A 13,953-nucleotide genomic window follows, 5' to 3' on the forward strand; every position below is an offset into this window, starting at 1 on the left:
CTCACCCTTTCGGTGCCGCCACCAAACTACGAAACGTTCGGAGTCCGACTAACCCCTAAGCGCCCCCTAAGACCAATTGTTGTCGGCGCGGAGCAGTTCGCCGGCGCGCTCGGTGAGCGCCTTTCGGTCCACCTTGCGGTTGGCGTTGAGCGGAAGTTCGTCGAGGTGGTGATATCGCTTGGGCACCATGCCGTGCGGCAGCGTACGGCGCAGCCGGTTGGCCAGCTCGACCGGCGGACGCGCCTCGCCGGTGTAGAACACCACCAGCTCCGTGCCGGCCGCGCCGTCGACCCCCACCGCGGCAGCCTCGGCCACCCCGTCGCCGGCGGCCAGCAGCGCGTGCTCGATCTCCGCCAGTTCCACCCGCCAGCCCTGCACCTGCACCTGGGCGTCCCGCCGGCCCAGGTAGCACAGCTCGTCCCCGGGGAGCCGCCGCACCCGGTCGCCGGTGCGGTACCAGGTCTGCCCCGCGTGCTCCAGGAAGCGGCCCACGCCGTCCTCCGGATCCAGGTACCCGGGGGTGAGCTGCGGCCCGGTGACGCACAGCTCCCCCTCCGCCTCCTCGGTCACCCGGCCGTCCTCGGTGACGAGCAGGACCTGGTGTCCGGGGTGCACGGCGCCGATCGGCACGACGCCGTTGGCCGCGAGCTTCGCGGAGCGTTCCGGCGACCAGCGATGACCCGTGATCGTCACGGTCAGCTCGGTCGGCCCGTACAGGTTCTCCACCGTGGAGTACGGCGCCGCGCGGGTCCAGTCCTCGACGTCCTGGCAGCGCAGCGCCTCTCCGGCGAAGAAGCTCCACCGCAGGCCCGGCAGTGTGCCCGGCCGTAGGGAGCCGAGCCGGCGGGCCAGGCTGATGCCGCTGGGCGTGGAGAACCACACGGTCACCCGGTGACGCTCCAGGAAGGCGGGCAGGTCGGCGTGGCCGCGCGGGGGCACCGGCACCGCCGCGGCCCCCGCGCCCCACGCACAGAACAGGTCGAAGATCCCGCAGTCGAAGGTCAGGTCGAAGGTCTGCGAGAAGGCGTCGTCGGGGCCGAAGTCGTAGCGTCCGTCCAGTACGCCGAAGTAGTGGTGCAGGTTGCCGTGGGTGAGCACCACACCCTTGGGCCGGCCGGTCGAACCGGAGGTGAACAGGATGTAGGCGGGGGCCTCGGGCGGCACCGCGCGCGGTTCGGCCGGCGCGTGCGCGGCCGCCACCGGAATCCCCCCTTCGCCGCCCTGGGGCAGCAACACGTCCCCGCGGTAACCGAGATCCCGCAGCTCGGGCAGCAGGCCGGCGCCGCGCTCATCGGCGATGACGGCGGTGACTCCGGCCGCCGCCACCATCCGCGCCGTCCGGTCGGGCGGGAAGCCGGCGTGCAGCGGCACCACCGTCGCCCCGGCGTACAGCGCCGCGAGCACCCCGGCGTAGGCCGTGATCCCCTTATCCGCGAGCACCCCTATCGGGCCCGTGACGCCGCTGTGGAGCAGCGACCCGGCCCAGACGAGGGCGAGCTCGTGCAACTCCTCGAAGGTGACCGTGCGGTCGCCGAGGCGCAGCGCCGCACCGCGCGGCGCGGCGGCCAGTCCGCCCAGAAATCGCCCGTGGAGGTTCCGGTGAATATCTTCGCCCATTTTCTTCTCCCCCAGCGCGAGTTATTGAGGCATAATTCAGAGCCATGTGGGATAAACAGTTTGAGGCGCTGCTGCGGCACCGCCTTCCCTTGCTGTCTTCCGGCGACGAGCTCACCGCGGACACCAACCTCAGGGAATTCGGTTTGGATTCCATGGGCGCGGTGGAACTGTTGAGCGCGCTGGAAGCCGACTACTCCGTACAGTTCGACGAGGAGGCGCTCGTCCTGGACACCTTCACCACCCCGGGAGCCTTGTGGGCGGCGCTCAGCGCGGCCCGTCCAGCCCTCTGAGACCGCCGGGTCACCCCGCCGCCGAGCCACGCTCCGCACTGGACTCCCCGACGCGCGATGAGCGGGGCTCGGCATCGCGAGCCGCGGCGGCGAGAAGCGGCCGCTTCGGGCCGACCGGCACCACCTTGAAGTGCCGTGTGGTGGCCGGCACCCGGCCGAACAGGGCGTCCGGCCCGGCCACGCAGACCGTGCGCACTCCCCGGGCGTGCAGCGCCTCGACCGTCCCCGGCCAGTGCATCCGCTGGACGAAGCCGTCCAGGAGCAGGTTCCGCACCTGCTCCCCGGTGGTCAGCAACGACCCGTCGTGGTCGGAGATCACCGGCAGCCGCGGCTCGGCGAACTCCAACTCGTCCAGGACCTCCTTCTCCGCGCGTTCCCGCAACCGGGCGAAGGACGGGGAGTGCATCGGCGGCCGCATCGTGTACAGCGACAGCCCGCCGGCGGCGCGGATCCCCTTCTCCAGCCCCGGCAGATCGTCCGCCGACAGCGTGACCATGAAGAAGTCCCTGTCCACGCGGCAGGCCACGTCCGCCACGCGGCCCCGCGCGGTGAGCTCGCCGAGCATCTCCTCCGCCACCCCTGGATCCACCCGGACGAACGAGTGGGTGACCAGGCTCCGGTGTTCCCGGCTGAAGTAGTCCGCCACGCACCGGGCCAGCCGGGCGGTCATCCACACCGCGTCGGCGAAACCCAGCGAGCCCACATAGGCGGCGGCCACCTTACCGCCGAAGCTCGGCCCGGTGCACAGCCCCGGGCGGGCGGGCAGCGCCTCATGCTCCGCCCACTCGGCCAGAGCCAGACAGGTGACCAGGAAGGCCACCTGGGCGTACTCGGAGTAGTCGCCGTCCGCACGGCGGAACCGGTCCAGCACCGGGTAGCCAAGCGCCTCGTCGGCCTCGGCGAACAGCCGCCACGCCAGCGGCACCTCGGTGGCGAACCGCTCGATGTCGGCGAAGCCGGTCGGCCCCATCCCTGGAAAAACCATCGCGATCTCGTGACTCGATGCGTTGTCCACCAGGGCACGCTAACCGCGGCCGCCCGGCCGACCCCACCCCTAGTACCCCTCATCGTGATCCGGTCGGCCCCCATCATCCGCGCTCGCCCCGGCGATCGTGTGCTCCATGCCCGGGTGCTCACCCCTGGCCGTCGTGCCTGCGCTGGACGTAGTGGAGCGCGTCCAGCAGTTCGGCCGAGCCGACCGGGCGGGAGCGGCGCCGCTCCACCAGCCCGTCCAGCGGCAGCGCGCCGACGTCCGCCCAGCGCAGCGCCCCGTCGCCGTCGATGTGGCTGCGCGCCGCCCCCCGGTTGTCCGGGTGCACGCAGTAGGGGATGTCCAGGTAACCCAGCTTGAACGCGCGCAACAGCGCCCGGCCCACGTCCGGGTGCAGCTCCAGCGTGGCCTCGACCAGCCGCCGCGCCTCGGCGTACACCTGCGAGTCGGTACGGCTCGGCGGCGGCGTGACCGGCCGGGTCGCGCGCGCCGCCGTACCGGCCAGCTCCAGCGCGGCCACGTTCTCCTCGATCGTGGGGATGCGCTGGGACTCCGCCTCGGTCTTGACGATGAGCCGCTCCGCTCCGGTGCGCACGGCCAGCTCCGCGGCGGCGGCCAGCAGCGACGCGGCGCCACGCCGAGTCTCGGGGTAGACGCCCATGTACGCGTAGACGACCACGTGCCAGCGGACGCCGGCCAGGAACTCCCCGGCCAGCGCGCGCAACGCGAGCACCGCCTCGATGTCCTGCTCCGGGCTGGTCTGCTGGGCGTAGCTCAGCGAGATGTCACGCAGGCCGTAAGCCTGAAAGAACAGCCCCTCCAAGACGCTGAGCGCGACGAGCTGGCTGGGCGGGCAGAGCTGGCCCAGCACGCAGCCGCCGAAGGTCTCCAGGTGCGGTTCATTCCCCGCCGCCTGCCCGCGGGTGGCCAGCAGCTCGCAGCCGCGGGCCCAGTGGTCGACCGCCTGGTTCAGCGGGATCCGGCTGTACGGCAGGCAGTAGGAGATCGGCCCGCCCTCGGTGGCGTCCAGGCCGGCGTCCAGCAACGCCTCGAAGATCTTTCCCGGGTTGGCCGAACCGTGCCGCACCTGCACAGGAAAGGTGGCGTCCCGCACCCCGTGCAGCAGCCCTCGGTTGGCCGCGACGCCATGGCTGACCAGGGGGTACCCGTTGAGCGCGGCGCCGGAGGCCAGCGCCGCGGCCGCCGAGTCCAGGTCGCCCACCCGGGTGTAGCTGTCCACGGTGATCGTGCCGGCGGTGGCCGCGCGGGCGCGTTTCGTGGCGAGCAGCCCCGTGCGCATGGTCGCCACGTCGCCGAACCCCATCCGGGGCTGCACCACCAGCTCGCCGCTCGCGGCGGTGTCGGCCACGAAACCGCCGAATCCCGCGGCCACCGCGGACTCAGCCGAACTGGACCGACGCCCGCGCCGAAGCGTCGTCCGCCGTCCAGGCCACCGCGGCGGCCAGCGTCCTGAACTCCTCGATGTCTTCCGGACCGCGATCGAAGACCCGGTCACAGCCGGCCGCGGTGAGCTCGCCGGCGAGGCCGTCCTCCCGCCGCCCGGTCACCCCGAGGCGGCCGCCGATCACGATCGGGACGTCGGCCAGCTCCGGCCGGGCCCGCAGCTTGGGGACGACCCGCAGGCCCTCCCGGTAGCCGTGCCCGTTGACGGTGCTGATCACCACGAGGTCGGGGCGCTGGTCCACGCACTCGGTGACCAGCAGCTCGTCCGGGACGCACGGGCCCAGGTTCACCACGTCCAGGCCCTCCTCCTCGCAGACCAGTTGCAGGAAGACCAGGTTCCAGGTGTGCGAGTCGGATGCCACTCCGCTCACCAGGGCGCGCGGGCGGCCCTTCTGCGGGCTCGGGTTCGGGTCGGGCAATCTGTGGGTCACGTCAACTCCCTGTCGCGGCGTCGCTTGCGCGGGTCCCCGGATGGGGCCCCTGAACACTGGCGAGGTAGGCCAGCAGCACTTCCTGGAACCGGTCGGGTTCCTCCAGGTGCGGGAGGTGGCTGGAGTTCTCGAGGATCTCCCAGCGGGAGTCCGGAATGAGGTCCTGGAACGGGCGGACGGTCTCCGGGGTCGCCTCATCGTGCCGCCCGGAGATGATCAGGGTCGGCACCCCGATGGACGGCAGCAGCTCCACGACCGACCAGTCGCGCAGTGTGCCGATGACGTGGAACTCGGTCGGCCCGTTCATCGTGTAGTAGACGGTCGGGTTGTTGTGCATCTCCATGAAGGACGCCTGATACTCCCGCGGCCACGGGTTCACCAGGCACACGTACCGGTCGAAGAAGACGCGCATGGCGTCGAAGTAGGCGCGGGTGCCGGTGGTGCCCGCGGCCTCGTGCCGGGCCAGCGTCTCCTGCACCTCGCTCGGGAGCGTGGCGCGCAGCCGTACCATCTCCTCGCGCCAGGTGAGCATCGAGGCCGGCGAGTTCGCGATGATCAGGCCGCGCAGCCCGCGCGGGCGGGTCGCGGCGTGCGCGGCACCCAGCATGCCGCCCCAGGAGTGGCCGAAGAGCAGGTAGTCGTCGGCCACACCGAGCCCCGCGAGCAGGTTGTCCAGCTCGTCGAGGAACAGCCGCACGGTCCAGAAGTCCGCGCCCTTCTCCGGCAGGTGGGTGGAGCCGCCGTTGCCCAGCTGGTCGTAGTGGATCACCGGCTGGCCGGCGTCGCTCAGCGCGCACAGCGGCAGCAGGTAATCGTGCGTGCTCCCGGGCCCGCCGTGCAGCACCACCAGGGGCGGGCGCCCGCCGGACAGGTCACCGCTCACCCGATACCAGGTGCGGTACTCCCGGAACGGCACGGTGCCCTTCGCGGTCGGCCTTCGACTCATCTCAGCCACCCGGTCACCGCAGGGCGCGCTCGGCCAGGCCGAGGTCCCGTGTCGTACCGGGGTCATCCCCTGACTTGCCGGCGCGATCCGTCGCGACCAGGCGTTCCAGCTGGGGGACGAGCTCCGCCGGGGTGGGCTCCGCGAGCATCTCCAGGCGCAGCCGGTCGGCGGCGGCCCGCGGGCCGGGCTCGTGCACCAGCGCCGCCACCGCGTCCCGGAAGCCGCCGGCGTCGAGCTTCGGCGGCGGGATGTAGAGGCCGGCGCCGTAGTCGGCCAGCCGCTTGGCCTTCACCGGGGTGTCCCAGGTGTTCGCGATCATCAGCTGGGGCACCCCGTTGAGCAGCGCGGCGCTGAACGTGCCGGCCCCGCCGTGGTGCACCACCGCCGCGCAGGTCGGCATCAGCAGGTTCATCGGCACGAAGTCGACGATGCGCACGTTGTCCGGCACCTGGCCCAGGCGGGCGCGCTGCTCGGCGTCGAGCGTGGCCACCACCTCCACGTCCAGCTCGGCCGCCGCCCTCACCAGCTCGGCCGGACCGAGCGCCCAGTCGTGCAGGAAGTCGCCGCCGGTCCCGCCCAGGGTGAAGCAGACGCGGGGGCGGCGGGGAGGCTCGGCCAGCCAGTCCGGCATCACGGAGCGGCCGTTGTACGGCAGCGTCCGCATGCCTACCACCGGTACCCCGACCGGCAACCGCAGGCTCGGCGGCATCGTGGTGTCGATCGTGAGCCGCCCTGTGGTCACCTCCTCGGTGAACGGGCGGGAGTATCGCGCCAGGGTCAGCGTCAGCCACTCGCCCACCGGGTCCTCCCAGTGCGCCAGCGGCTGCCGGGCACGCAGGTCCAGGAAGGTACGGCGGGCGCTGCCCAGCACGTCGAGACCCCACAGCGCCCGGACGTGCACCGCCCCGCATGCCTCCGCCGCGATCGCGCCGGCCAGCGTGAACGGCTCCCAGATCACCAGGTCCGGGCGCCACCGCCGGGCGAAGTCGACCAGCTCGTCCACCATCGCCGTGTTGTTGGTGGCGGCCAGCAGCAGCGGCGCGATCACCATGTCGAAGTCCAGAGCCTGCTCCCAGGTGACCGGCTCGTCGCGGTCCTCGTGCACCTGGGGCGGGCCCATCGCCGCGGCCGGCTGCTCCCGCACCTCCTCCAGCGCCGGATCGGTGCCGACCGGAACCGCGGTCAGCCCCGAGGCGGTGATCGCGTCGGTCAGCGAGGGCTGGCTGGCCACCCGGACCTCGTGTCCGGCGGCGGCCAGCGCCCAGCCGAGCGGCACCAGGCAGTTGTAGTGCGAGGCGAGGGCGAACGACGTCAGCAGGACACGCATCAGGTCTCTCCAAGCCCGAGCACGGGCAGCTCGACGGGGCCGCGCACCACAGGGGCGCGCCGCCGGTAAACCGGCGCGCCGGACGGCCGCAGGTTCGGCCGCGCCTCGGCGAGAATCCGCAGCGCCACCTCGGCCTGCGCACGCACCAGCGGGGCGACCGGGAGGTGGTGGAGCCCGCCGGCGAAGGCGAGCGGCTCCGGCTCGGCCTGCCGATCGAGGCGGAAGCGGTCCGGCTCCGGGTGCCGGGCCTCGTCCCGGCCCGCGGCCGCGGTGATCATCACCAGGTGACTGCCCGGTGCCAGATCTGTCCCGGCCAGTTCGACGGGGGCCGCGGCCACCCGAATCTCCACCTGCACCGGCGGGTCGTACCGTAGCGTCTCGGCCACGGCCGCCGACGCCAGGTCCGGATCCCCGCACAGTGCCGCCCACCGCCCTGGCTCGGCCAGCAGCGCGTGGACCGCGTTGCCCACCAGGTGCGCGGTGGCCGGGACTGCGGCGGTGGACAGCAGCACCCGCACGGCCCGTTCGGGCCCTTCCGTCTCGTCCGGGGTCCCGGGCGTCCCGCCGAACAGCCCGTCGAGCCCGGCCACGGCGTCCTCTATCTGGCGGACCAGGGACAGCGGCTGGGCGGCGAGCAGGGAGTCCGGCAGCGCCGCGGCGCCCGCGCAGCACTCCGCGTACCGTGACGGCGCGGCGGCGGGAACCCCGAGCAACGCGCCGGTGGCGGCGGTCGCCACCGGCCAGGCGTAGTCGGCCATGAGATCGCCGCCGGCGACCCCGTCGAGGCGGGCCAGGCACTCCCGCTCGACGGTCTTGCGATGGGCATCCAGCGCCTCCGGGTCGACCAGAGGCTGCCAGTGGGCGCGCAGCCGCATGTGTTCGTCGGCCTCGGCGCCCAGCGTGCCGTACCCGTAGAAGGGCAGCGGCTGCTCGGCGACCGGCGAGCCGTCCGGGTTCGACATCCGCCACCGCGGATCTGCCAGAGCCTCGGCGATCACTTCCGGGTCCGCGGTCACCCGGCTTCCGGTCGTGCTGTGGTAGATCGGGCCGCGCTCACGGATCGCGGCGTAGAGGGGGTAGGGATCGTCGGCGCCGCGCAAGACCAGGGCGTAAGGGTCGCCCATGCTGCCCAGAACCCGCTGCGTGGCGCGGGCGTTGAGCAGGCGTAGTCCCAACTCGTAATCGGCTACCGGGTTGGCGCCTTCGGGCATGGTGCCTCCACCTAGCCGGCGTTCGGATCGACGATCGCCACGGTAGAGGCGGACGTTCCCCCTAGATCAACCCCTAATGGACCTCGCCCCGGCCCGATGAACCACGTATGGGGGCCGGGGCGGCCGACAGGGGAGCCCGCGCACCTGCGCCTCAGTGCACGTCAGTGCGCTTCAGGCACCTCGGTCTCCGCGTGCTTGAGGCTGGCGCGGCGCAATGCGAACAGCGCGACGGCGGCCAGCGCCATCATGAGCGCCGCGGTCACGTAGAGCGGCACCTGCATGCCGAGGGTGAACGCGGCCCGAGCCGCCCCGGCGAGCTGGGCGCCCAGCTCGCCCGGCAGGTCGGCGGCGATCGCGAGCGCCGCGGAAAGGGTCTCGGACGCCGCCGTGGTCTGCGCTTCCGGCACCCCCTGCGGCATCGTGTCCAGCAGCGTCCGGCTGTAGACGACGGTGCTGAGCAGACCCATGAGCGCGATGCCCATCGCGGTCCCCAGCTCCAGACCGGTCTCCGACAGCGCGGAGGCCCGCGCGGACCGCTCCGGTGGCACGCTGCCGAGCACGATGTCCACCGCCACCGTGGCCACGATCCCGGTGCCCGCGCCCACCAGGATCATCCCCGGCACCAACACCGCCAGCCCGGAGTCCACCTGGACCTGCGACATGATCAACAGGCCGACGGCCATGAGAAGGGGGCCGGCGGCGAAGATCGGACCGGGCCGGACCCGCTGCGCGAGGTAGCCGGCGACCACCGCGGCGACGATCACCCCGAGCCCGGCAGGCATCTGCCACAGCGCCGCGGGCAGCGGGTTCAGCATCAGCACCTGCTGCAGGTACGGCGAGGCGAGATAGGTGCCGCCGGTGAGAGCGAACATGACCAGCGCGTAACCACCCACCGCGGTCGCGAAGACCGGCCGCCGGAAGAGTCCGATATCGATCATCGGGTCCGCCAGCCGGCGCTGCTGGCGCACGAACGCCAGGGCGAAGCCGGCGCCCGCGACGAGTGCGCCGATCGACCAGATCGACGGCTCCTCCAGGGTCAGCTGCTTCAGTCCGTAGATCAGGGGCAGCACCGCGGCCAGCGACAGCAGCGCACCGAGCAGGTCGAAGCGGCCCTTGCGGGGATCCATGGACTCCGGCAGCAACACCAGCCCGGCGACCAGCAGCAGCAGCATGAACGGCACGTTGATCAGGAAGACGGAGCCCCACCAGAAGTATTCCAGCAGGAAACCGCCCAGCGGCGGCCCCAGCACCACGCCTCCCGACGAACCGGCGGTCCAGACGCCCACCGCCATCTTGCGTTGCCCAGGATCCTGGAACAGCGTTCGGATGAGCGCCAGCGTGGACGGCATGAGCGTGGCGGCGCCGACGCCCAGCAGCACCCGCGCGGTGATCAGCAACTCGGGCGAGGTGGCGTACGCCGCGGCGGCCGAGCCGACCCCGAAGACCACCGCGCCGCCCAGCAGCACCCGCCGCCGGCCGATCCGGTCGCCCAATGCGCCCATCGGCATCAGCAGCCCGGCCAGCACGAACGTGTAGATATCCATGATCCACAGCAGCTGGGCGCCGCTGGGCCGCAGTCCTTCGGTGATCTGGGGGACTGCGAGAAACAGGATGGTAATCGAGTTAGACAGCAAGATCACAGGGAGAGTGAGTACGGCGAGGCCGAGCCACTCACGAGTTCCCGCGGTGGGGGGATTAATCTGCGCCATGCCCAGAATTATACAAGCGTCCAGGACGGACGTATGGATAGATGATAGGATCGTGGTCATGGGACATCGAGAGCAGCTCCTTGAGGGCGCGAAGCGGTGCATCGTGGAGCGCGGTTACGCGCACACCACCGCCCGGCACATCAGCGCCGCATCAGGGGCCAACCTCGCCTCCATCGGCTATCACTTCGGCTCGAAGGAGGCGCTACTCCGCGAGGCCCTCATCGAGATGACGCAGGACTGGACCGACCTGTGGCAGGTCACCGTCTACGCCGACGAGACCGACCCGTTGGAGGGCTTCGAGAAGACCTGGATACAGATCGTCGACAGCTTCAAGGAGAACCGCCCGCTGCTGGCCGCCAACTTCGAGGCGCTCACCTGCGCCGAGCACGCGCCGGACCTGCGAGAGAGGCTCGGCATCGCGCTCGCGTCGGCAGCCGCCCCGGAGGGGCTGGCCAAGCTGCTCGGCACGGACGAGTCGCTCGACGAGGAGTCCGCACGCGCGGTGGGCCGGCTCTACCTCACCCTGCTCCAGGGGCTGATGGCGCAATGGCTGATCAGCCCCGACCTGGTGTCGGTGACCGATCTGACCGACGGGCTGCGCGTGCTCCTCCGCCAGCCCCCGATCCATCGGCGCGGGAGCCATCCGCGCCCCATACACGAGGCACTCGACACCGCATCTTCGGCGAACAACAGTTGAGCTGATTCGGGGGACTCCTGTGTTCCAAAAGCCGCCACTTTCGTTTGTCGCGCCGTCCACCCTCGTCGACAACTCGGATATCCCGGACCACTGGACCGGCCGCGACCTGCTGACGTCGGTCATCCTCTGGTACGGGCTGGATCCGGTGCTGGCCGCGCAGCGCGCGGAAGAGCTGCTCGGCCCCTGGGATCTGGCCGAGGCGGAGATCACCCCGGTGCGTGAATACTCCCCGGGCATGATCAGAAAGATCAGCCTGCTGGTCACCCTTCTGCCTGAACCGCAGCCACTGGCGTTCGACACGCTGCTGAGCGAAGCCGGCCACTCCTCGAAGTCCTGGATGAGCGCTTGATCAGTGCTCCGTCCCCCGAGCCGCCCCCCGAGCCGGCCGCCTCGGCTGACGTGCGCCGCGGCGCGTCATACGGGATACGTCTGTTTCGACGAATCCCGTACGCCGAGCGACAGCTCGGTCGGCAGGTCGGCGCGCCGCTTCACGTTGAGCTTCCGATACACCCGGGTGAGATGCTGCTCTACCGTGCTGACCGTGATGAACAGGCGCTCGCTGATCTCCCTGTTGGTGTAGCCGAACGCGGCCAGCGCGGCGACGCGCCGCTCGGCGTCGCTGAGCGCCGCCGCCTCACCCAGATCTCCGCCGCTGTCCTCATCGCGCGGCTGCAGCCGCGCGGACAGCGGGCCGGCCTCGCACGCCTTGGCGATCTGCTTGGCCCGCCGGGCCATCAACCGCGCCCGGGTGATGTCGCCGAGCTCCTGGTAGGCGTCGCTGAGATCCGCGTACGCCCAGCCGAGCTCCAGCAGGTCGCCGGACCGTTGCAGCAGTGACATCGCCTCCTGCAGCCTCCCCGGGCGCTGCCGCAGCTCGGTGACCGACGCCAGCAGCCGCAACGCCCGGCCGTGCACCCGCGGGTGGGTGCCGCCGGGTATGGATAACTGCTCCGTGATCTTCTGCCGCGCCTCCTCGACCGCGCCTATCTGCAGATACGTGCGGGCGATCGCGCAACGCCAGTCCACGAGCGCGGGAATGTCGAGGTCCCACTCGCGCAGTAGCTCACCGCACTCGTGAAAGTCGCTCAACGCCGCCCGCGTGCGGTTCGTGGCGAGGTAGTAGTCCCCTCTGGCCTGCAAGAAGAGCGGCCACAACGTGGTTCGCGGCATGTCGCTGGGAACCCCCCGCTTGATGATCTCCGCCGCCTCGTCCAGGTCTCCCATGGCGACGGCGGCCCGCAGCAGCACCGTCAGCGGCAACCCGAGGATCACCCCCCAGCCCGTCCGCGACATCCCGCTCAGAGCCTGCCGCGCGTACCGCCGGGCCTCGCCCAGCTCACCGTGCTGCACGGCCAGCCACGACCGGATCCCGGCGAGGGCGGCCGTCCACCGTGGAAACCCGCGCGCCGCCCCCTCGGTGCCGAGCGATTCGCACCACCGCACCGCCTCCTGGTAGCGGCCCGTATAGGCCAGGGCGAACAGCGCGCCGAAGACCGCCTCCAGCTCCGCGTCGGCCAGGTTGCAGCTTTCCAGCAACTCCTGGGCGGCGCCGACGATGTCCTCCTCGGCCTTGCCCAGCAGCAGGTTGCTCAGCGAGAACTCCCGGCCGGCCGTGCCGTCCTCACCCGTCGGCCCGTCCGCCTCGCCCCCGACGAACATGGTGGGAAAGATCAACCGCACCCACTCCCGGGTGAAACAGAGCCGGGAATGCCCCCGGGACGGGGTGTCGCACGAGGTCCAGTCGTAGACCGTGGCCGCACGGTTGGAGCGGCCGTGCCACAGCAGATACCTGCTGAGGGCGCGGGCGTCCGCGGCGGCAAGCTGACCGCGCCCGAAAGCGTCCTCCAGCGGGGCCAGGAAGCGCAGCGCCGCGGCGGGCCGATGGCACCAGTTCGCCCGGGCCAGCTCGGTCAGCATCGCCGCCCTCGTCGCTTCGTCGTCGCAGATGAGCCGGGCCAGCTCCAGACAATTGATCGCTCGATCCTGGTCGTCATGCACGAGCGCCGCCTGGGCTGCCTCGCGCAGCACCGCCACCATCCACGGCTCCGCTTCGGCCGGAGTGGCCGGACTGGAGGTCAGCAGGTGGTCGGCGATGTCCCCGGGCTCGGCGCCGAGCTGATACATGATCCGCGCCGCCCGCATGTGCATGACGGACTGCCGGTCCGGGCTCAGATCCCGGAGGACGGCCTTACGCATCGTCGGATGCCGGAACTGGCATCCCTGCAGCAGCCCCGCCCCGTCCAGGGCCTCCAGCGCGGGGAGCACATAGGCGGGCTTCACGCCGAGCAGTTGCGCCACCGAGCCGGTACTGGCCGAGCGCCCGAGCAGGGCGACGCCGCGGGCCGCGTCCAGGATCCGCGGATCCCATCGGTGCAGGCAGGACAGGACTGCTTGGTGGAGATGGCGGCCGACGCCCGGCTGGGAGCCCTCCGGCGACCAGCCACCCTGCGCCACGTCCCAGTAGTCCTGCACCATGGCGTGCAGGAGGAGGGGGTTCCCCCCGCTCAGCCGGTGGTACTCCGGGGCCAGCCGGGCGGCGGGCTCGGTGCCCATCGTGTCCCGGAGATGTTCCTCCACCCCCGTCGGCGACAACCCGGCGATCCGCGCTTGAACGCAATTGGGTTGCCGGGTGAGCTCGGCGCTGAACAGGGAGTTCACCGAACGGCGCTGCGACAATGAGGTCACGGCCAGCAGCAGCGGAGCGTTCGCCATGCGCCGCTGGATGTAGAGCAGGGCCTGCAGGCTCGGGCCGTCCGCGTTGTGCACGTCGTCGACGGACAGCAGGATCGGCTGTCGCTTGGTGAGCACCACGAGGACTTCGCACAGCCGCGCCGCGACATGCGTGAGGTTCTGCCCGAGCACCACCGGGTCGGGCACCCCGGAGATCCCGTTGATCGGTTCCGGAACAAGCGTCTGCTCCACCTCGTCGGCGAACTCCGGAGGCAGCTCGGCAGAACGAAACAACTGTCCGAGGGTCCCCAAAGGAAACATTCGTTCCGCACGCGACCCGGCGCTTTTCATCAGAAGGAATCCGGCCGCGCCCGCCTCGTTGGCACAGGCCTGCAATAATGCACTCTTACCCGTGGCGCCGGAACCGGTTATCAACATGACTCCGCCGGTCCCGCCTGACGCCTTCTCTATAAGGCTACGGAAATCTGCCAGCGCTTCTGCACGTTCGATGAGCTGCATGGCCCATGCCTCCAGCCGGCCACCCTAGTCGTCGTTCTCGATGAGTTACTTTCTTCCAGCGGATTTCAGCGATCCCCTCGG

General features: G+C 71.3%; 12 protein-coding genes. 3 read left to right on the top strand and 9 right to left on the bottom strand.

Annotation, left to right across the window (positions count from 1 at the left end; genetic code table 11):
• Window positions 1-66: 66 nt before the first annotated feature.
• Window positions 67-1,617, bottom strand: coding sequence for an AMP-binding protein (locus BLS95_RS37775; protein WP_090943101.1), 1,551 nt, complete (start codon window positions 1,615-1,617; stop codon window positions 67-69).
• A gap of 44 nt (window positions 1,618-1,661) precedes the next feature.
• Here BLS95_RS37775 and BLS95_RS37780 point away from each other — a divergent pair, with 44 nt between their 5' ends.
• Window positions 1,662-1,907 (top strand): acyl carrier protein, encoded by a 246-nt coding sequence (locus BLS95_RS37780; protein WP_090943103.1) that lies wholly within the window; start codon window positions 1,662-1,664, stop codon window positions 1,905-1,907.
• A gap of 10 nt (window positions 1,908-1,917) precedes the next feature.
• Here BLS95_RS37780 and BLS95_RS37785 read toward each other — a convergent pair whose 3' ends face one another.
• The 7 genes from BLS95_RS37785 to BLS95_RS37815 all read right to left on the bottom strand — a co-directional run bounded on the left by BLS95_RS37785 (window position 1,918) and on the right by BLS95_RS37815 (window position 9,917).
• Window positions 1,918-2,922, bottom strand: a complete 1,005-nt coding sequence (locus BLS95_RS37785; protein WP_218136182.1) for an ACP S-malonyltransferase — start codon at window positions 2,920-2,922, stop codon at window positions 1,918-1,920.
• 118 nt (window positions 2,923-3,040) lie between these two features.
• Window positions 3,041-4,291: a methylaspartate mutase gene (locus BLS95_RS37790; RefSeq protein ID WP_090943105.1), complete on the bottom strand. Its 1,251-nt coding sequence runs from the start codon at window positions 4,289-4,291 to the stop codon at window positions 3,041-3,043.
• Window positions 4,292-4,298: 7 nt separating this feature from the next.
• Window positions 4,299-4,793, bottom strand: coding sequence for a cobalamin B12-binding domain-containing protein (locus tag BLS95_RS37795; protein ID WP_090943107.1), 495 nt, complete (start codon window positions 4,791-4,793; stop codon window positions 4,299-4,301).
• Window position 4,794: 1 nt separating this feature from the next.
• A complete protein-coding gene (locus BLS95_RS37800; protein ID WP_090943445.1) occupies window positions 4,795-5,739 on the bottom strand; it encodes a proline iminopeptidase-family hydrolase in 945 nt (314 codons plus the stop codon).
• Between the two features lie 13 nt (window positions 5,740-5,752).
• The gene (locus BLS95_RS37805; RefSeq protein ID WP_090943109.1) at window positions 5,753-7,066 is read right to left on the bottom strand and encodes an activator-dependent family glycosyltransferase; all 1,314 of its coding nucleotides are present in this window, start codon (window positions 7,064-7,066) and stop codon (window positions 5,753-5,755) included.
• On the bottom strand, window positions 7,066-8,277 hold the full coding sequence (locus tag BLS95_RS37810) for a cytochrome P450 family protein (RefSeq protein WP_090943111.1): 1,212 nt from the start codon (window positions 8,275-8,277) through the stop codon (window positions 7,066-7,068). Before BLS95_RS37810 ends, BLS95_RS37805 begins: the two co-directional genes overlap by 1 nt.
• A 161-nt stretch (window positions 8,278-8,438) precedes the next feature.
• Entirely contained in the window at window positions 8,439-9,917 is a 1,479-nt protein-coding gene (locus BLS95_RS37815; protein ID WP_218136183.1) for an MFS transporter, read from the bottom strand.
• 127 nt (window positions 9,918-10,044) lie between these two features.
• Between BLS95_RS37815 and BLS95_RS37820 the strand changes: the two genes are divergently transcribed.
• Together BLS95_RS37820 and BLS95_RS37825 are read left to right on the top strand one after the other, a co-directional pair.
• Window positions 10,045-10,683, top strand: a complete 639-nt coding sequence (locus tag BLS95_RS37820; RefSeq protein ID WP_176993591.1) for a TetR/AcrR family transcriptional regulator — start codon at window positions 10,045-10,047, stop codon at window positions 10,681-10,683.
• Window positions 10,684-10,702: 19 nt separating this feature from the next.
• Window positions 10,703-11,032, top strand: coding sequence for a P-loop NTPase family protein (locus tag BLS95_RS37825; RefSeq protein WP_090943115.1), 330 nt, complete (start codon window positions 10,703-10,705; stop codon window positions 11,030-11,032).
• Window positions 11,033-11,097: 65 nt separating this feature from the next.
• Here BLS95_RS37825 and BLS95_RS37830 read toward each other — a convergent pair whose 3' ends face one another.
• Window positions 11,098-13,872: an ATP-binding protein gene (locus BLS95_RS37830; protein ID WP_090943117.1), complete on the bottom strand. Its 2,775-nt coding sequence runs from the start codon at window positions 13,870-13,872 to the stop codon at window positions 11,098-11,100.
• Between the last annotated feature and the right edge of the window lie 81 nt (window positions 13,873-13,953).

The organism is Nonomuraea jiangxiensis (genome assembly GCF_900099965.1).
In the GTDB taxonomy this organism is placed as follows: Bacteria; Actinomycetota; Actinomycetes; order Streptosporangiales; family Streptosporangiaceae; genus Nonomuraea; species Nonomuraea jiangxiensis.